This is a genomic window from Halomonas sp. GD1P12 (assembly GCF_025725645.1).
Taxonomy (GTDB): domain Bacteria; phylum Pseudomonadota; class Gammaproteobacteria; order Pseudomonadales; family Halomonadaceae; genus Vreelandella.
Genome location: NZ_CP107007.1, coordinates 2,885,865 through 2,903,529, shown reverse-complemented (window position 1 = coordinate 2,903,529; position 17,665 = coordinate 2,885,865). Strand labels below are relative to the sequence as shown.

Sequence of the window (17,665 nt, the reverse complement as noted above, 5' to 3'; positions counted from 1 at the left end):
TTACCAAATCTTGAACGGATTCAGCCCGTTGGCCTGGCGCATCATCAGACGCTTGGCCAGCGGCAGGCGCTCGGCCAGGTGCAGGCTCAGGTCGCCGAGCTGGCGCAGCGGTTTGGCGCCGGTGAACAGGTGATGAAAACCGTCGGTGGCGGCGATCATCGCCTGATTGGCGAGGCGCCGGTGCCACTCGTAGTGTTGAAGCGCGGAGGCGTCGCCGGCATCAACGTGCTTGAGAATTTGCTCGGCCAGGGTGTCGGCGTCGTGCAGGCCGATATTCAGCCCCTGGCCCGCCAGCGGGTGCACCACGTGGGCGGCGTCGCCCATCAGCGCCAGGCGCTTGGCGGTATAGCTTCGGGCGTGCTGGCGCTTGATGGGGAAGCTTGCGCGGGCCACCACGCGAGTAATGCTGCCCAGGCGTTTGGGAAACGCCGCTTCAATGGCGTCCATCAGCGCGTCGTCGTCCAGCGCCTCGCGCGCCTGAATGGCGTTGGGTTCGTCGTACCACACGAGTGAGGCGCGGTGGCCGGGCAGCGGCAGCATGGCCAGCGGCCCGGTGGGCGTGAAGCACTGCCAGCTCACATCTTGCTGGGGGAGCGCGGTTTCGACGTTGATGATCATCGCGCGCTGGCGGTAGTCGTGGGTGGCGATGTCGATGCCGGCCAGCTCCCGGAGCCTGGAATTCGCGCCGTCAGCGCCGACCACCAGCTCGGCGCTCAGGGTTTTGCCGTTATCGAGCTCCACTGTGCGCCCGCAGCCGCTGGCAAGGGTGGCGACCAGGGTAGTGCCGGTGTAGAGCGTCACACTCGGCATGTTTTCAAGCCGCTGCCAAAGCGCGTGCTGAAGCGCTATGTTCTCGATGAAAAGCCCAAACTGCTCCAGGTCGCTGTCCCTGGCCGAAAAGAGGCTATGCCCGGTGCCTTCCTGGTTCCACACCTCGATATGGCGAAACGCGGCGGTGCGCTCCAGGGGGAGCTGGGCGCCGCTTGCCTCGATGAACTCGAGCGAGCGCTTGTTGAGCGAGGAGATGCGCAGGTCATAATCGCCTTCGGCCGCCTTGGGCGGCGCGCCTCGCTCGATCAGTGCCACGCGGCGCCCACTCTTGCCCAGCCGCGCGGCCAGCGCCGCCCCGACCATGCCGCCGCCAATGATGATGATGTCGTGATCCTGCTGCATGAGAGGCTCCTTTCTCCGCCGGGGGAGGGCACGTTATGGGCTCGCCCGATGTCTTACCGTATCGTTGGGATGTTAACCGGTTTTTTGAGGTGGCGTATTGACGCAGATAAAAAATCCAACCGATATCGAGCAGGCGGGCGAGGAGCTGGCGGCGTTCATCGCTGGCCATCCGCGCCTTTTCATCATTACCGGGGCCGGGGTCAGCACCGATAGCGGCATTCCCGATTACCGCGACGCCAACGGCCAGTGGAAGTGCTCACCGCCGGTGCAGCACGCTGACTTCATGGGCAACCTTCACGTGCGAAGGCGCTACTGGGCCCGCGCCCTGATCGGCTTCAAGGCGCTGGGTAGCGCTCAGGTGGGCGGCTCTCACCGGGTGCTGGCTGAGCTCGAGGCGCGCGGTTTCGTCGAAATGCTGGTGACGCAGAACGTCGACCGGCTTCACCAGCGCGCGGGATCCAAACGGGTGGTCGACCTGCATGGCCGCGCCGATACGGTCAGCTGCATGCGCTGCGGCTACTCGATGATGCGCTACGCCATGCACGCGGAAATGGCGCGCATGAACCCGCGCTTCGCCGCCATGGACGCGGCCCACGCCCCGGACGGCGACGCGGATCTGGAAACCGACTTCTCGAGTTTTCGCGTTTACGACTGCCCGCGCTGTCGCGGCGTCATGAAGCCTGATGTCGTCTACTACGGTGACGTGGTGCCGAAAGCGCGCCGGCTAGAAGCCGAAGCGGCGCTTGCGCGCTCAAGCGCCGTATTGGCGGTGGGCACCTCGCTGATGGTGTTCTCCGGCTACCGGTTTTGCCGCGAGGCGCACGCCAAGGGCCTGCCGGTGGCGTCGCTGTCGCTGGGCGTAACTCGCGCCGATCCGCTGCTTTCTCACCAGTGGCGGGCGCCGCTGACGCCGGTGCTGGCTCACGCGCTTGAGTATCTTGATCGCGCGTCCTAGCGCGCTTTGGAAACCCACGGGTTGTCTGCGATCCAGAGCCGCCAGGGCGCGTCGCGATCGGCAGGCGAGGCGTAGTCGATGCCCACGCGCGGGCCGGTCGCGACGCGCTGTGAGGTGGGGCCCTGGGCGACCCAGAGCTTGTCTGCGCGGGTCATGTCCTCGCCGTACAGGGCCTTGTCGATCGAAAGCGCCCGGGTGAGCTTGCCCGGGCCGTTGGAAAGCTCGCGATTTCGCGCCACGCGCGCCCGTCGCATGGCGTCCTCGTTCAGGCAGGGCTCGACGGCGCGTACCAGCACCGCGCAGGGGTTGCCTTCCGGCTGGGTAACGATGTTCAACAGCCAATGCATGCCGTACACCAGATAGACGTAGGCGTGGCCGGGCGGGCCGAACATCGCCTCGGTGCGCGGCGTCTTGCGCCGGTGGGCGTGGCAGGCGGAGTCCGTTGCCCCCCGATAGGCCTCGGTTTCCACGATGGTCGCGGCGATTAGCTCGCCTTCCACGCGGCGCACCAGCTGGCAGCCCAGTAGGTCCTGGGCGACCTCCAGGGTGTCGCGGTCGTAAAAACCGCGGGGCAGGGGCGTGGAGAAGGGTGCAACGTCTGCAGAATCGGAAAGCGCCATAATATCGCCATAAACTTGAGTCAGGTGCTAGGGTATTAGCCCAACGACACTATTGAAAGCGGAGGCTCCAGTGCTGACATTCGAGCATGACTATACCCGGCTCCCTGAACCGCTGTGGCTCGCCTGCGAGCCTTCCGGTGTGTGCGCCCCGGCGCTGATCGCCTTCAACGAGGCGCTGGCCCGAAAACTCGGCGCAAGCGACGTGCCTGACGACGATACGCTCGCCCAGTGGTTCAGCGGCAACACGATTCCCGACGGCGCGAAGCCCATGGCGCTTGGCTACGCCGGCCACCAGTTCGGCAACTTCGTACCGCAGCTCGGCGATGGCCGCGCGCTGCTGCTGGGCGACGTGGTGGACGCCGAGGGTCGACGTTTCGATATTCAGCTCAAGGGCAGCGGGCGCACGCCGTTCTCGCGTGGTGGCGACGGGCGCTCGCCGCTGGGGCCAGTGCTGCGTGAATATCTGGTCAGCGAGTTCATGGCCGCGGTGGGCGTGCCCACCACACGGGCGCTGGCGGCGGTGGCCAGCGGCGAGCGCGTAGCGCGCCAGATGCCGGAGCCCGGCGCGGTGTTCACCCGCGTGGCTTCGAGCCACGTGCGCGTGGGCACCTTCCAGTTCGCCGCTCGCCACGGTGAGGAGACTACCCGTGCGCTGGCGGACTACGTCATTGCGCGCCACTACCCCGAGGCGCGCGAACAGGATGATCCGTATCTGGCGCTTCTGGAGTGTGTCACTCGCCGCCAGGCCGAGCTCGTGGCGCGCTGGATGAGCCTGGGCTTCATCCACGGCGTGATGAACACTGATAACACCAGCATCAGTGGCGAAACCATTGATTACGGCCCCTGCGCCTTCATGGAGCAGTTCGACCCGCGCAAGGTGTTCAGCTCGATCGACGAGGGCGGGCGCTACGCCTTCAACAACCAGCCGGCGGTCGCCCAGTGGAATCTGGCCCGCTTTGCCGAAACCTTACTGCCGCTGATGAACGTGCAGGGCGAGGAGGGCGTGGCGCTGGCGGTCGAAGTGATTCGCGGCTTCGAGGCGCACTTCGATAAAACCCGGCAGGCGCTTCGCATCGCCAAACTCGGGCTCGCCGAGAATGGCGGTGATACCGCCGACACGCTGATGGACGCACTCGAGACAGTGATGCATCAGGGGCGCATGGACATGACCGCCACCTTCGATGCGCTGACCCACTACGCCGACAGTTTCGAGACGCAACGTCGCGAGGCGCTGCTGGCGCTTTCCCATCAGCCCGAAGCGCTCGATGCGTGGCTCGAGCAGTGGCGCGCGGCGCCGCTTCTAAATGATGCCACGCGATTTGACGCCATGCGCCGGGCCAACCCGGTCGTGATTCCGCGCAATCATCGCGTGAAAGAGGTGATCGACGCCGCGATCGAAGGCGATTTCGCGCCGTTTCATACGCTGTTGAGCGTGGTGAGTGCGCCGTTCGATGAGTCCGTCGAGGCGCGTCGGCTGGCCGCGCCGGCCACCGACAGCCAGGCGGTACTGCGCACCTTCTGTGGCACCTAAAGCGCGCGAGGCTATGGCGCGCGAGGCTATGCTACACTGTGATTTTTTACAGCGGCGGACCATTTAACGGCCCGGCGCTAACCTTTCGACGGTGAGCCAAGCAGGGAGCCCGTGCGCAAGATTATTCACTGTGACTGCGACTGCTTTTACGCGGCGGTTGAAATGCGCGACAACCCGGCGCTGACGGACATTCCCATCGCCATTGGCGGCAGCGTCGAGCAGCGAGGGGTGGTGGCGACCTGCAACTACCCGGCACGCGAGTACGGCATCCACTCGGCGATGCCCATGGGGCAGGCGCTCAAGCGCTGCCCGCACCTGACGATCGTGCGCGGCGACATGCCCAAATACAAGGAGGTCGCCCGGCAGGTTTTTGCCATTTACCGCGAGATGACCGAGCTGATCGAGCCGCTATCGCTGGACGAAGCGTATCTGGACGTTTCCGAGGTGACGCAGTTCAAGGGCAGCGCCACGTTGATGGCCCAGGCCATTCGCGAGCGGGTGCAAAAGGACGTGGGGATCACCGTATCCGCCGGGGTCGCACCGAATAAGTTTCTGGCCAAGATCGCCAGCGACTGGAACAAGCCCGACGGCCTTTTTGTCATCGCCCCAGGGGAGGTCGAGCGCTTCGTCGAGCAGCTCCCGGTCAAGAAGATTCACGGCGTGGGCCCGCGCACCGCCGAGAAAATGGCGAGTCTGGATATCCACACCTGCCTCGATCTGCAAGCGCGCCCGCTGACCGAGCTGATCGAACACTTTGGCCGCTTCGGCAAGCGCCTGCATGAGCTGAGCCGGGGCTTTGATGAGCGCCCGGTGAAGACCCATCGCGAACGCAAGTCGATCAGCACCGAACAGACCTACTCTCAGGATCTGCCGACACTCGAGGCGTGCCGGGGCGAACTTCCCGAACTCCTGCAGGACCTGGAGCGGCGCTATGCCCGGCTCGACCCACCGCCGGCGGTGAAAGGGCTGATGGTCAAGGTGAAATTCAACGACTTTACCCAAACCACCGTCGAACATGCCGACCCGGCCCCGGACATGGCCCAGTTCGAAACGCTTTTGAACGTTGGTTGGGCCCGCAAAAGCCGCCCGGTACGCCTGCTGGGCGTGGGGTACCGCTTGGCCGACGGCGCGCCTGATACCCAGCTCTCGCTCTTTTGAAACTTCCCCTTTCGGCGCATTGACGCCGGCACGGGCAGCGATTAAAACAGGTGTATGAACGCTGGCGGCCTAAAGGGCTGCGCTTACCTTCTATTCTCCTCCACCTTGAGCCGCCCATGACGCCCTCCCGCCCTTTGCTGGTATTTGCCCACGCCAACGGCTTTACCGGCGCCAGCTACCGAAGCCTTTTGGCGCCGCTTGCCGAGCACTTCGAGCTTGGCCCCATCGACCGGGTGGGTCACCACCCGCGCTATCCGGTAAACCGCAACTGGGGCAACCTGGTCGACGAGCTGCTGCATTATCTGCCCACCCACCGAAAAGTGTTTGGCGTCGGACACTCTTTGGGCGGCACGCTCATGGCCATGGCGGCGTTGCGCGAACCCGAGCGCTTTTTTGGGGTGGTCATGCTCGACCCGCCGTTGATGCTGGGCATGGATGCCTGGGCGATGAAAGCGGCCAAGCGCTTTGGCTTCGTCGATCGTATTACCCCGGCGGGCAAAACCAAGGGGCGGCGCAGCGTCTGGCCAAGCCGCGAAGCGATGGCCCACTCGCTGGGCCGCCGCGGCATCTTTCGCGGCTTTACCACAGAGGCGCTCAACGACTATGTTGAAACAGGCACGACGCTTCGCGACGACGGCCAAGCGGAGCTGGTATTCGAGCCGCGAGTGGAAGTGGCGATCTTTCGCAACCTGCCGGACCACCTGTCGTCGAAACTGACCAAAATCCGGGTGCCGGTGGAGATCGTTGCCGGCGACCGCTCGGATCTTTTAACGCCGGGCCGTATCGCGCGACTCACCCGCAAGGGCCTGCGCGTAAGCCGCGTACCCGGCGGGCACATGTTCCCGATGGAGCACCCGGACGAGACCCGCGCGGCGATCATCAACGCCTGGCAACGGCTTGCGCCCTAAGCTACAGCTCACGAGACCCATCAAGGAGGCACGCCATGTACCTTTCCGTACAGCTAAGCTACTACCCGCTGACCGACGACTTCAAACCCGTGGTCAAGGAGGTGGTCAAGCGCCTGGAAGCCACCGGCCTCGAGGTGCACGCCAACCGCATGAGTACCCAGGTATTCGGTGAGTTCGACACGGTGATGAACGCGCTGACTGAGGTCATGAAGTGGTCCTTCGAGACCCACGGCAAAGCGGTGTTCACCGCCAACTTTCTGGAAGGAGATCGCCGGCCGCGGGAGTAGCCGTTAGTTATCAACCGCTTCGATCGACGATGCCGCGCCCGCCGCGGCATTGTCGTTTCTGCACCGAATAATTCGTTGTGGGCGGTCGAGGTATTCTGAGTATTTATTCAGATCAATCAGTTGGTTAAGTTAGCGTTGAAAGTGAATGATACTTCATTCGCTACTGGGCCAGGTGTCGCATCCAGGCGCTTTTACGTCGCCTTCAAATGCGGATGAGCGGTCGAGGAAGGTACATTGAAAGCGACCTTCAATAAAAACGGCAGGGAACTTCCTCATGAAAGCGCTCAATCCATACCTTCGCCGGCGCACGGCCGGTAAAAGCCTGCTCACCGCTCTTGGGCTGGCCCTGGCTAGCGGCCAGGCGTACGCCCAGTCCTTTAGTTTGGACTTCTCCAACGAGTACAACGCAAGCTCTATTCATGCCCAGGGCGATGCCTACTTCATCGACAAGGTGAACGAGCTGACCGGCGGCGATATCAGCATCACGCTGCACACTGGCGGGGCGCTGGGGTTCAACTCCGGTGACCACTTCTATGCCGTGGCCGATGGTGCCGTCGACATCGCCGATACGCTGTCGGGCACCATGAGCGGCGTGGACTCGATCTTTTTACTTTCGTCGCTGCCGTTTCTGGTCAGCGATATCGAAGACGCCCGCCAGCTCTACGATATTGCCAAGCCTTATTACGAGGAAGTGTTCGCGGACAACGACCAGGTACTGCTCTACGCCTCACCCTGGCCGCCAAGCGGGATCTGGTCGAAAGACGATATTCAAAGCGCCGACGACCTGCAAAATTTAAAAATCCGCACCTTTGATCGTAGCGGCACCGAGACCTTTAGAAACGTCGGCGCCGCACCGGTGAGTCTCTCCTGGGGTGATGTCGTACCGCAGCTCGCTACCGGCGGTATCAGTGCCGTGCTGACCTCCGCCGAAGCCGGTGCCAATGGCAGCTTCTGGGAGCACCAGAACTACTTCTCCGCCGTTCAGTACGCGATTCCGCTCAACATGGTGCACATGAACAAGGCGGTATTCGACTCCTTTAGCGAAGAGCAGCAGCAGGCCGTGCTCGAAGCCGCCCGCCTGACCGACCAGCACAACTGGGCCGCCGTCGAAACCCGCACCGAAGAGAACTACCAGACGCTGGCGGACAACGATGTCATCGTGAACGACCCGATGGCGCAGGCGCTGACCGACGCTCTGTCCGAGGCCTCTACCAGCGTGGTCGAGAACTGGGTCGAAAGCACGGGTGAGACCGGCGAGACGATTCTCGACGAGTTCCGGAGCCAGCAATGAGGGTTTTCGAAGCCATCGAAAAGGCGTCGAGATTTCTCAATCGGATAGGCGCCGCCATTGCGGTGGCGCTCATCGTTTACATGTTCGGCCATATCATCGTCGAGATTGCGATGCGCCTTTTTGGCCGCTCGACGTTCATTCTGGATGAGTACATCGGCTACGCCGTGGCGACCATGGCATTTTTGGGGCTGCCTTACGTGCTGGAGAAGGGCGGGCTGATTCGGGTATCGCTGTTGATGGATCGCGTTCCCGGCCCTGCAAGGTGGCCGCTGGAGTTATTCAGCAGCCTGGTCACCGCCGGCTGTTTTTTCTGGCTCTCCACGTTCTGGCTGCAGAACGTACAGCGTAGCTACCAGCGCGGCGTGGTCAGCGAAACCCTGGCCGAAACGCCGATCTGGCTACCGGAAAGCGCCATTCTTGTCGGCATGTGGTTGATTTCGCTGACGCTGCTGGTGAGAGCGCTCAAAATCGTGCTGCTGCGCTCGCGCTACGTCTCCCCTACCGCTTAAGCCAGGCTAACAGGAACGACTTATGGATATTTTCTGGACGGCTGTCGGCGTGGCGCTGTTGCTGGTGTTTTTCCTCTCCATGGGGACCTGGATTTTCGCCTCGATGCTGGCGGTGTCCATCGGGTCGCTATGGCTTTTCGGAGATTTCAGCGCCGACCGTATCGGCTTGATCTTTTCGCGGGTGCTGTACCGCGCCAGTAACAGTTGGGAGCTTTCTGCCATACCGCTGTTCATTCTGATGGGGGAGCTGATCTTTCGCTCCAACCTGTCGGAGCGCCTTTTCAAGGGATTGGTGCCGATCACCAGTCGGCTGCCGGGCGGTATTTTGCACACCAACGTGTTGGGCTGCACGCTGTTTGCCGCGGTAAGCGGCTCGAGCGCGGCCACGACCGCCACCATCGGCAAGATCACGACCCAGGAGCTCAAGGCGCGCGGCTACGACCGTAACCTTTCGATCGGCTCACTCGCGGGGGCGGGCAGCCTGGGGCTGTTGATTCCGCCGTCGATCGTGATGATCGTCTACGGCGTGCAGGCGGAGGTGTCGATCAGCCAGCTGTTCATGGCCGGCGTGGTGCCAGGGCTTGTGATCGCGCTACTCTATAGCAGCTATATCGGCGCACGGGCACTGATGTCGCCGGGCCTGGCGCCCAAACAAGTAGCGCATACGCAGTCCATCGGCCAGTCGATTCTGCTGCTGCTACCGATTTTGATACTGATCGCGATCGTGATCGGCTCGATCTACAGCGGTATCGCCACGCCTTCCGAAGCGGCGGCGGTGGGCGTAGCTGCCACGCTGGTGCTGCTGGCCGTTGAGCGCCAGATCAACGTCGCGATGCTGATTGAGGCGTTTCGCGGCACGCTGATCACCTCGATCATGGTGTGTAGCCTGCTGATCACGGCGACGCTGCTCTCTACGGCGATGGGCTATCTGCACCTGCCGCGCGAGCTTGCAAGCTGGATTGCGGCGCAGAACTTCAGCCCCACGATGCTTCTGGTGGCGCTGGCGATTTTCTATATCGCGCTGGGGCTCTTTCTGGATGGGATTTCGATCACGGTCATGAGCCTGCCCATTACGCTGCCGATCGTGCTGCTGGCCGGCTTCGATCCGATCTGGTTCGGCATCTTTTTGATCATCATGATCGAGCTTGGTCAGATCACGCCGCCGGTCGGCTTCAATCTCTTCGTGTTGCAGAGCTTGACCGGCGAAAGTATCGGCCGCGTAGCGCTGGCGTCGCTGCCGTTTTTCCTTCTCATGTGTCTGGCAGCGGTGATCATCAGTGTCTGGCCGGAACTCGCGCTGTGGCTGCCGCGCTATATGACCGGTTGAGCCCCGGTGTAAGTCACAAAACAAAAACGCCGCCTCAAGGGGCGGCGTTCTTTTTCATCGAGCCAACGTTCAGGTTAGCGATTCCAGGCAGGACTCGATGATGTCGAGGCCTTCGTTGAGCACCGCGTCGTCGATGGTGACCGGCATCAAAAAGCGGATGGTGTTGCCGTAGAGGCCGCAGGAGAGCAGGATCAGCCCCTTTTCGCGGGCTTTTTTGCACAGCGCGCCGGCCAGGTCCGGGTTGGGGGCGCCGTCGGCTTTATTGGATACCAGCTCGAAAGCGGCCATCGCGCCCATGTTGCGCGGGTGGGCGACGCAGTCGAATTTTTCCTGCCACTGGCCGAAGCGCTGGGCGAGTTTGTCACCCAGTGCCCGGCTCTTCTCCAGAATGTTCTCTTCCTCGAACACCTCGAGTACGGCAAGCGCCGCGGCGCAGGCGGTGGGGCTGCCGGTGTAGGTGCCTCCAAGCGAGTTGGGGCCGGAAGAGTCCATGATCTTGTCGGTACCGACGATGGCCGAAATCGGCATGCCGTCGGCCATGCTTTTCGCCATGGTCATGATGTCCGGCTCGACGCCGCTGTGTTCGATGGCGAACAGCTTGCCGGTACGGCCGAAGCCTGACTGCACTTCGTCGACGATCATGAGAATGCCGAGCTCGTCACAGATATCGCGCACGCGCTTCAAGAACGAGGCGGGGGCGGGATAGAAGCCGCCTTCCCCGAGCACCGGTTCGAGCACGATGGCGGCGGTATTGGTCGGGCCGGCGTCGGTCTTGAGCGTCATCATCAGCCCGCGGATCGCTTCCTCTTCGCTGATACCGTGGGAGGGCACCGGGTAAGGGGCGCGGAAGACGGTGCCGGGCATCGGGCCGAAATCGGTCTGGTAGGGCGCGACCTTACCGTTCATTGCCATGGTAAAGAAGGTACGGCCGTGATAGCCGCCGTCGAAGCAGATCACGTTGTCACGCTGGGTCGCCGCGCGGGCGATCTTGACCGCGTTTTCGAGCGCCTCGGCGCCGGAGTTGGCGAGCATCACCTTGGCGTGGCCGCGCACCGGCACAACGTGGCTGAGCTTTTCGGCGACCTTCACGTAGCCTTCATAAGGCATCACGGTCTGGCAGGTGTGCATGACCTTGTCGAGCTGATCCTTGACCGCGGCGACCACTTTCGGGTGGCGGTGGCCGATGTTGAGTACGCCGATGCCGCCGGCAAAATCGATGAAGCGGTTACCGTCGGCATCCCAGATTTCGGCGTTTTCAGCGCGGGCGGCAAAGGCGGTGGCGGGGCTTGCGGCGCCGGCGGCGACGTATTTCTGCTTTAGCGCGTTAAGCTCGGCATTACTCGTCATGGCGGGGTCCTCTGGCGTTGAGCAAAAATAACGGGTGTGAGGACAGCATAGTACGCAAGTGGCGTTATTTACACGTTCTTAGGCAAGGCTTACCTGGTTGCGCCCACTGGCTTTGGCCTGGTACATGGCCTGGTCGCCGCGCTCGATGAGCTGCTCGGCAGAGGTGGCGGGCGTGCTGGCGACGCCGGCGGAGAGCGTGATCGACAACTGGTGGGGCGTGAAGCGGCGCTCCTCGATGATCGCGCGCAGGCGCTCGGCGGCAACGTGCGCCTCGTCACTACCGGTTTCCGGCATGATGATGAGAAACTCTTCGCCGCCCAGGCGCACCTGCAGGTCGGTGTCGCGCAGAGCGTGGGCGATCGCTGCCGTGACCTCGGCGAGTGCGGTATCGCCGGTAGCGTGACCATAGGTGTCGTTGATCGATTTGAAACTATCCAGATCGAACAGCACGACGCTGAGTTCGCCGCCGTAGCGCCGGCAGCGCTTGAGCTCCTCTTCGAGCTGGCAAAGACCCGCGCGACGATTTAAAAGCCCCGTCAGCTCGTCGTGACAGGCCAGGTGATCGAGCCGACTGTTGGCTTCCTGCAGGCGCTCTTCGAGCTTCTTGCGCTCGGTGATGTCGATGACGAAGGTGACCTTGTACTGTTGATCGTCGTCGCTTTCGACCTTGGCGGCCTCCGTCAACACGGTGCGCCGCTCGCCGTTTTTGCAGTAAACCGTCCACTCCTGGCGCGCCTGGATCGTCTCCGTGCCGCCCAGAAACTCGGTATGCTGGGTACAGGCGAACGAGTGGTTTTCCGGCGAGAGCAGCATGATAAAGTGCTGGCCGATCAGCTCTTCCTGAGCGTAGCCGTAAAACGCACAGAAGGCGGGATTGACCAGCTCGAAATGGCCCTGTGGGTTGGTGACACAGATGCCGATGGGGGCACTGTTAAGAACGCTCCAGGCGTTGCGTTTGGAGCGTTTGACCGTTTCTTGTAGTTGGTCGGTCGAAAGATCAAGCATTCGCTGTCTCGGGTATCGAACTTGAGTGCGCCTTGGCGCGAAGCGCCTCCAGGCGCGATGAAAGGTCTTCACCCAGTGAGTTGATGGCGGGTTTAGCATAAAAATAGCCCTGCTGACGCATAATGCCAGCGCGGGCGAGCCACAGCGCTTCGGCTTCGGTTTCGATGCCTTCGGCGATCAGGGTCGTGCCGAGTTCGCGCCCCAGCGTAATGACCGACTTCAAAATCGCCTGGCGGCGCGGGTCGCTATCGCAGTGCATGACGATCTCGCGATCGATTTTCAGCTTGTTGGGGGCAAGCTCGGTAAGAAGATCGAGATTGGCGAAGCCGTTGCCGAAGTCGTCGAGCGCGGTTTCAAAGCCCATGCTGCGGTAGGCGTCGATGATATCGGAGAGATGCTGGCGATCCTTGACGCGCTCGGTTTCGGTGATTTCAAAGATCAGTCGATTGGCCGGCCAGCCTACACGCCGCGATACTTCGAGCGTTGCCTGAATGCAGGCACGGGGCTCGTAAACCGCATTGGGGAGAAAGTTGATGGAAAGACTGGTCGGCATGTTCAGCGCGCTGGCCATTTCGATCGCTCGGACGCGGCAGGCCTGATCAAAGCGGTAGAGTAGATCGTCGGTGACTTTCGAGAGAATGCTGTAGGCCGACTCTCCGTTCACACCGCGCACCAACGCCTCAAAAGCGATGACCTGCGCTTTGGAAATATCCACGATCGGCTGGAACGCCATGGTGAACTCGAACGGAAGCTCTCCTTCGCACCGATTACAGTGCCCCTGTACGCGAGCGCAGTTACCCATGAAAAACCCTCCACAAACCCTTGGTTTCTTGATTTTTTGAGCGCGCTCGTGACGCGCCGTATATCTAGTGTTTTAAGCTTAGATGCTGGTAGTTTAGTAGCAGTGCTGGAGTCCGTACATGTCCGGCGTTATGCTTTTAACGTTTAGTTAACAATTGTTCAAAAAATCGATATTTGCTCACGTTAAAGCAAAAAAACGCCCGAAGCGGGCGTTGAACAAGGGGAATCGTTAAATGGAGGAATCGTTAGATTGTGATGGCGGTGAGCGGCGGGGCTAAATAATGCCTGCTCGTTTGAGCGCTTCGCGCTGCTGTCGGGTAATACCGATCTCTTCGAGCACGTCGTCGGTGTGCTGCCCCAGAAGTGGCGGCGCGGTAGGCGCCGTGGCCGAGCGGCCATCGATACGCACCGGATTGGCGACCAGGTCGACGCTGCCGGCCTGAGGGTGAGCAAAGGTCTTTCTGAGTCCGCGAGCCTTGACGTGGGCATCCTCGAATACCCGGTCGAGGGTGTTGATCGGCCCGCAGGGCACGCCCACCGCTTCCAGCGCCGCCAGCCACTCGTCGATCGAGCGCAGCGCAAGCGTGGCCTCTAAAAGCGGCACCAACTCCTCGCGGTTGGCTACCCGGGCGCCGTTGGTGGCAAAGCGCGGATCATCACAAAGGCCGGGCTGCTCGATCACCTGACAAAAGCGCTTGAACTGCTCGTCGTTGCCCACCGCGACGATGATATGGCCATCCAAAGTGGCGAAGGCCTGGTAGGGCACGATATTGGGATGGGCGTTGCCCAGGCGCTCGGGCACGCGGCCCGAGGTCAGGTAGTTGGTCGCCTGGTTGGCCAGCACCCCGACCTGAACGTCCATCAGCGAAAGATCGATATGGCAGCCCTGGCCTGAGTCACGGCGGGCGTAAAGCGCGGCGAGAATGGCATTGGTAGCGTAGAGGCCGGTGAACAGGTCGGTGATCGCCACGCCCACCTTGACCGGTCCGCCGCCGGGTACCTCGTCCGGTTGACCGGTCAGGCTCATCAATCCGCCCATCGCCTGGATCATGAAATCGTAGCCGGCGCGGTGAGCGTAGGGGCTTTGCTGACCAAAGCCGGTGATCGAGCAGTAGATCAACCCCGGGTTGAGCGCTTTCAGGCTCTCGAAATCGAGCCCGTAGCGCTTGAGCCCGCCCACCTTGAAGTTCTCCACGACGACATCGGCGCCCCTGGACAGGGTTTTGATCAGGGCCTGGCCTTCGGGGGCTGCCATGTCCACCGTCACCGAGCGCTTGCCGCGGTTGGCGCACAGATAGTAGGCGGATTCAAAACTGTCACCGAGCCAGGGCGGCCCCCAGTGACGGGTATCGTCGCCCTTGCCGGGGCGTTCTACCTTGATGACGTCGGCGCCCAGATCGGCCAGCGTCTGCCCGCACCAGGGGCCGGCGAGCACGCGGGAGAGATCGAGCACTTTGACGCCTTTGAGCGGGGTGGGCGCATCGCTCATAACAACTCCTTGCGCGGCGGCTTAGAAGAACGCCTGCAGACCGGTCTGAGCGCGGCCCAGAATCAGCGCGTGTACGTCATGGGTGCCTTCGTAGGTGTTGACCGACTCGAGATTGACCATGTGACGAATGACGCCGTACTCGTCGGAGACGCCGTTGCCGCCGTGCATGTCCCGCGAGAGCCGCGCAATGTCCAGCGCCTTGCCGCAGTTGTTGCGCTTGATCAGCGAGACCATTTCCGGTGTCCAGCTGCCGTTGTCCATCAGCCGGCCGACCTGCAGCGCCGCCTGAAGGCCGAGCGTGATCTCGGTCTGCATATCGGCGAGCTTTTTCTGAATCAGCTGGTTGGCGGCGAGCGGCCGGTTGAACTGCTTGCGATCAAGAGTGTACTGACGCGCGGCGTGCCAACAGAACTCGGCGGTGCCCATCACCCCCCAGGCAATGCCATAGCGCGCCTTGTTCAAGCAGCCAAACGGGCCTTTCAAACCGCTGACGTTCGGCAGCAGGTTCTCATCCGGCACGAAAGCGTTATCCAGCACGATCTCGCCGGTGATCGAGGCGCGCAGCGACACCTTGCCCTCGATTTTTGGCGTGGAGAAGCCTTCCGTGCCACGCTCGACGATGAACCCCTTGATCTGGTTTTCATGGGCGGCGGACTTGGCCCACACCACGGCGATATCGGCGATCGGGCTGTTGGTGATCCACATCTTGGCGCCGGTCAGGCGGTAGCCACCATCGACCTGTTCAGCGCGGGTGATCATCGAGCCCGGGTCGGAGCCGTGGTCCGGCTCGGTCAGGCCGAAGCAGCCCACCATCTCGCCGGTGGCGAGCTTGGGCAGATACTTTTTCTTTTGCTCTTCACTGCCGTAGGTTTCGATGGGATACATCACCAGCGACGACTGCACGCTCATCGCCGAGCGGTAGCCTGAATCGACGCGCTCCACTTCGCGGGCGATCAACCCGTAGGCGACGTGGTTGACGCCGGCGCCGCCGTACTCCTCGGCCACCGTCGCGCCCAGTAGGCCAAGCTCGCCCATCTCGGACATGATCTCGCGATCGAAGCGCTCTTCACGAAACGCGCTCAGCACGCGCGGCTGGAGATTCTCCTGGCAGTAGTCGTGCGCGGCGTCGCGGATCTGGCGCTCTTCGTCGGTCAGCTGTTGTTCGAGCAGCAGCGGGTCGTCCCAGTTGAAGCGTGACATGGCAATAGCCCTCCTGATAAGTGCGTCCAATGTAGCGCTGATATAAAAAAATATCTACATTTTTATAAAACGACGACGTTAGTTGAGGAAACGCTAGTCGATGCCGCGCTCGCGCAAGAGCTCGGTGATGATCGGTACCGGCGTCATCAGGTGATCGCGCATCATGACCGCAGCGCGCTCGGCGTCGCGGGCCAGAATGACCTCGACCAGGGCGCTGTGCTCGTCGTGTTTTCGTGAAAGCGCCGCGGGCGACATCACCGTCTGCTTGAGCCAAAGGTGGCGATAGCGCTCTACCTGGCTGAAGAGCGTTTCGCGCATCTGCAGAAGGTGAGGGGAGTTACAGCCGCTGGCGATAGCGGTGTGAAACGCCTGATGGCGCGCGTCCCAGGTATCCAGCAACGCCTCCGGGGAGCTTACATTGGTGACCTTGCCAAGGCGGTGGGCAGTGGCCAGTACCTCGGCTTCCCAGTCATCGTCGCCGCGCTCGATGGCCAGTTTTAGCACCAACCCTTCGAGCTGTGCGCGGGCGTCGTAGATATCACGCAGCTCAGAAAGCGACATGGGGGCGACGCGGTAGCCGCGCTGACTAATGGCGATGACCAGCCGGTCCGCCACTAGTTGTGAAAGCGCCTCTCTCAGCGGGCCAGTGCTGAGCCCGTAGTGCTCCTTCAAACGACTCATCAACAGCTTTTCGCCCGCCGGGTAGCGCCCGCGAATAATGTCGCGCTTCAAATCGCGGTAGGCGTTGATGGCCAGGTTAGGCCGGGGCAGGGAGGTATCCATCGCGTATCCTGTAGCGGTGTTGGCCGTTTTTGATAAATGACGGTCATTATCCGTTAATTTCGATTCTTTAGCATGATCAAGCGCGCCTTTTAAACGCTTTTAAGGGCGAAAGCGTTCCAAAAACGCCGGCACAGAGCCTGGGTCATGGCACTATCGTCCCATTAACGTTTGATTTAAAACCGTGCTAACGTCGACTAAACGGTTGGGTGAAAAACATTTTCGAATGCCCGACGCCGTTGATACCGCCTTGATTTAAACATCAATAACGCTCCCAAAAGGATAGAGGCAACGCTCATGAAAACGCTAAAATACGCAGCCGCCACGACCATGTTGGCCATGGCGCTACCCGCCAGTGCCCAGCAGCTATCGATCGCCACCGGCGGAACCGGCGGTGTCTACTATCCGATCGGCGGCGGTTTGGCCGAGATGATCAACAACCACATCGAAGGCGCCCAGGCCACGGCAGAGGTAACCGGCGCCTCGGTCGAGAACATGGGGCTGATCATGCGCGGCGATGCGGACATGGCGACAGCGCTTGCCGACACCGTATACCAGGCCTACACCGGCACCGGCGATTTCGAAGGCCGCCAGGTCGAGAACACCCGGGCGCTGGCCTCGATCTATCCCAACGCCGTGCAGCTGGTCGTGCTCGCGGAATCCGACATCGAAAGCATCGACGATCTGGCCGGCAAGCGCGTATCGGTGGGCGCCCCGGGCAGCGGCACCGAGCTCAATGCCCGCGCCGTGCTCGAATCCAACGGCATTAGCTACGACGACTTCACCGCCCAGCGGCTGAACTTCAACGAAACCGCCGACGCCATCCGCGACGGCGACATCGACGCCGGTTTCTGGAGCGTGGGCCCGCCCACCAGCTCGATCATGAACCTGGCGGCGACCCGCGACATCCGCTTGATCAGCCTGACCGACGAAGAGATTGCCAATGCTCAGGAAGAGGAGGCGGTGTTCGCTCCCTACCAGCTGGAAGCCGGGCTTTACGACGGTATGGACGAAGCGGTGCAAACCATAGGTATTCCCAACGTGCTGGTGGTCAACGCGGACATGGATGAAGAGCTTGCCTATCAGCTCACCCAGCTTTTGTTCGAGCACACCGACGAGCTGATCGCCGTTCACCCGGCGGCCAACGACACCACCGTGGAGTTCACCATGGAGTCCACGCCGGTGCCGCTGCATCCCGGCGCGATTCGCTACTTCGAGGAGACCGGTGTCGAGATTCCCGACCGCCTGCGTCCTTGATCACTCTCTTAACACGTTCTCTTAACG

At 62.0% G+C, this 17,665-nt stretch carries 17 protein-coding genes; 9 read left to right on the top strand and 8 right to left on the bottom strand.

What is annotated here, in order from left to right; genetic code table 11:
• Window positions 1-1,173, bottom strand: coding sequence for a UbiH/UbiF/VisC/COQ6 family ubiquinone biosynthesis hydroxylase (locus tag OCT39_RS13265; protein ID WP_263584936.1), 1,173 nt, complete (start codon window positions 1,171-1,173; stop codon window positions 1-3).
• Window positions 1,174-1,279: 106 nt separating this feature from the next.
• On the opposite strand from OCT39_RS13265, the gene OCT39_RS13260 reads away from it, so the two are divergent.
• A complete protein-coding gene (locus OCT39_RS13260; protein WP_412031144.1) occupies window positions 1,280-2,128 on the top strand; it encodes an NAD-dependent protein deacetylase in 849 nt (282 codons plus the stop codon).
• Here OCT39_RS13260 and OCT39_RS13255 read toward each other — a convergent pair.
• Window positions 2,125-2,748, bottom strand: a complete 624-nt coding sequence (locus tag OCT39_RS13255) for a DNA-3-methyladenine glycosylase (RefSeq protein WP_263584934.1) — start codon at window positions 2,746-2,748, stop codon at window positions 2,125-2,127. The two genes, OCT39_RS13260 and OCT39_RS13255, sit on opposite strands and share 4 nt — an antisense overlap.
• 70 nt (window positions 2,749-2,818) lie before the next feature.
• On the opposite strand from OCT39_RS13255, the gene OCT39_RS13250 reads away from it, so the two are divergent.
• The 7 genes from OCT39_RS13250 (at window position 2,819) to OCT39_RS13220 (ending at window position 9,759) form a co-directional block, all read left to right on the top strand.
• Window positions 2,819-4,279: a protein adenylyltransferase SelO gene (locus tag OCT39_RS13250; RefSeq protein ID WP_263584933.1), complete on the top strand. Its 1,461-nt coding sequence runs from the start codon at window positions 2,819-2,821 to the stop codon at window positions 4,277-4,279.
• 111 nt (window positions 4,280-4,390) lie between these two features.
• Entirely contained in the window at window positions 4,391-5,437 is a 1,047-nt protein-coding gene (gene dinB / locus OCT39_RS13245) for a DNA polymerase IV (protein WP_263584932.1), read from the top strand.
• 116 nt (window positions 5,438-5,553) lie between these two features.
• Window positions 5,554-6,345, top strand: coding sequence for an alpha/beta fold hydrolase (locus OCT39_RS13240; protein WP_263584931.1), 792 nt, complete (start codon window positions 5,554-5,556; stop codon window positions 6,343-6,345).
• A 35-nt stretch (window positions 6,346-6,380) separates the two neighbouring features.
• Window positions 6,381-6,632, top strand: coding sequence for a YkoF family thiamine/hydroxymethylpyrimidine-binding protein (locus OCT39_RS13235; protein WP_252106825.1), 252 nt, complete (start codon window positions 6,381-6,383; stop codon window positions 6,630-6,632).
• 274 nt (window positions 6,633-6,906) lie between these two features.
• Window positions 6,907-7,923 carry a TRAP transporter substrate-binding protein gene (locus OCT39_RS13230; protein WP_263584930.1) on the top strand — a complete coding sequence of 339 codons (1,017 nt, stop codon included), beginning with the start codon at window positions 6,907-6,909 and terminating at the stop codon, window positions 7,921-7,923.
• Window positions 7,920-8,432, top strand: a complete 513-nt coding sequence (locus OCT39_RS13225; RefSeq protein ID WP_263584929.1) for a TRAP transporter small permease — start codon at window positions 7,920-7,922, stop codon at window positions 8,430-8,432. Before OCT39_RS13230 ends, OCT39_RS13225 begins: the two co-directional genes overlap by 4 nt.
• 22 nt (window positions 8,433-8,454) lie before the next feature.
• Window positions 8,455-9,759 carry a TRAP transporter large permease gene (locus tag OCT39_RS13220; RefSeq protein WP_263584928.1) on the top strand — a complete coding sequence of 435 codons (1,305 nt, stop codon included), beginning with the start codon at window positions 8,455-8,457 and terminating at the stop codon, window positions 9,757-9,759.
• A gap of 69 nt (window positions 9,760-9,828) precedes the next feature.
• Here the strand turns inward: OCT39_RS13220 and gabT are convergent, their stop codons facing one another.
• From gabT to csiR, 6 genes are all read right to left on the bottom strand, one after another.
• Window positions 9,829-11,106: a 4-aminobutyrate--2-oxoglutarate transaminase gene (gene gabT, locus OCT39_RS13215; RefSeq protein WP_263584927.1), complete on the bottom strand. Its 1,278-nt coding sequence runs from the start codon at window positions 11,104-11,106 to the stop codon at window positions 9,829-9,831.
• A 78-nt stretch (window positions 11,107-11,184) separates the two neighbouring features.
• Complete coding sequence (locus OCT39_RS13210) at window positions 11,185-12,111, bottom strand: diguanylate cyclase (RefSeq protein ID WP_263584926.1); 927 nt, start codon at window positions 12,109-12,111, stop codon at window positions 11,185-11,187.
• Window positions 12,104-12,913 carry an EAL domain-containing protein gene (locus OCT39_RS13205; RefSeq protein WP_263584925.1) on the bottom strand — a complete coding sequence of 270 codons (810 nt, stop codon included), beginning with the start codon at window positions 12,911-12,913 and terminating at the stop codon, window positions 12,104-12,106. The genes OCT39_RS13210 and OCT39_RS13205 overlap by 8 nt, the downstream gene beginning before the upstream one ends.
• Before the next feature lie 273 nt (window positions 12,914-13,186).
• Entirely contained in the window at window positions 13,187-14,401 is a 1,215-nt protein-coding gene (locus tag OCT39_RS13200) for a CaiB/BaiF CoA transferase family protein (protein ID WP_263584924.1), read from the bottom strand.
• 21 nt (window positions 14,402-14,422) lie between these two features.
• Window positions 14,423-15,601: an acyl-CoA dehydrogenase gene (locus OCT39_RS13195; RefSeq protein WP_263584923.1), complete on the bottom strand. Its 1,179-nt coding sequence runs from the start codon at window positions 15,599-15,601 to the stop codon at window positions 14,423-14,425.
• 93 nt (window positions 15,602-15,694) lie between these two features.
• Window positions 15,695-16,384: a DNA-binding transcriptional regulator CsiR gene (gene csiR, locus OCT39_RS13190; protein WP_263584922.1), complete on the bottom strand. Its 690-nt coding sequence runs from the start codon at window positions 16,382-16,384 to the stop codon at window positions 15,695-15,697.
• A gap of 294 nt (window positions 16,385-16,678) precedes the next feature.
• Between csiR and OCT39_RS13185 the strand changes: the two genes are divergently transcribed.
• On the top strand, window positions 16,679-17,638 hold the full coding sequence (locus OCT39_RS13185; protein ID WP_263584921.1) for a TAXI family TRAP transporter solute-binding subunit: 960 nt from the start codon (window positions 16,679-16,681) through the stop codon (window positions 17,636-17,638).
• Window positions 17,639-17,665 lie beyond the last annotated feature (27 nt).

Bases quoted from the DNA above. Each gene is read 5' to 3' on its own strand.
- OCT39_RS13265 (WP_263584936.1), bottom strand. From the start codon at position 1,173: ATGCAGCAGGATCACGACATCATCATCATTGGCGGCGGCATGGTCGGG.
- OCT39_RS13255 (WP_263584934.1), bottom strand. From the start codon at position 2,748: ATGGCGCTTTCCGATTCTGCAGACGTTGCACCCTTCTCCACGCCCCTG.
- OCT39_RS13240 (WP_263584931.1), top strand. From the start codon at position 5,554: ATGACGCCCTCCCGCCCTTTGCTGGTATTTGCCCACGCCAACGGCTTT.
- OCT39_RS13235 (WP_252106825.1), top strand. From the start codon at position 6,381: ATGTACCTTTCCGTACAGCTAAGCTACTACCCGCTGACCGACGACTTC.
- OCT39_RS13230 (WP_263584930.1), top strand. From the start codon at position 6,907: ATGAAAGCGCTCAATCCATACCTTCGCCGGCGCACGGCCGGTAAAAGC.
- OCT39_RS13225 (WP_263584929.1), top strand. From the start codon at position 7,920: ATGAGGGTTTTCGAAGCCATCGAAAAGGCGTCGAGATTTCTCAATCGG.
- OCT39_RS13220 (WP_263584928.1), top strand. From the start codon at position 8,455: ATGGATATTTTCTGGACGGCTGTCGGCGTGGCGCTGTTGCTGGTGTTT.
- gabT (WP_263584927.1), bottom strand. From the start codon at position 11,106: ATGACGAGTAATGCCGAGCTTAACGCGCTAAAGCAGAAATACGTCGCC.
- OCT39_RS13210 (WP_263584926.1), bottom strand. From the start codon at position 12,111: ATGCTTGATCTTTCGACCGACCAACTACAAGAAACGGTCAAACGCTCC.
- OCT39_RS13205 (WP_263584925.1), bottom strand. From the start codon at position 12,913: ATGGGTAACTGCGCTCGCGTACAGGGGCACTGTAATCGGTGCGAAGGA.
- OCT39_RS13200 (WP_263584924.1), bottom strand. From the start codon at position 14,401: ATGAGCGATGCGCCCACCCCGCTCAAAGGCGTCAAAGTGCTCGATCTC.
- OCT39_RS13195 (WP_263584923.1), bottom strand. From the start codon at position 15,601: ATGTCACGCTTCAACTGGGACGACCCGCTGCTGCTCGAACAACAGCTG.
- csiR (WP_263584922.1), bottom strand. From the start codon at position 16,384: ATGGATACCTCCCTGCCCCGGCCTAACCTGGCCATCAACGCCTACCGC.
- OCT39_RS13185 (WP_263584921.1), top strand. From the start codon at position 16,679: ATGAAAACGCTAAAATACGCAGCCGCCACGACCATGTTGGCCATGGCG.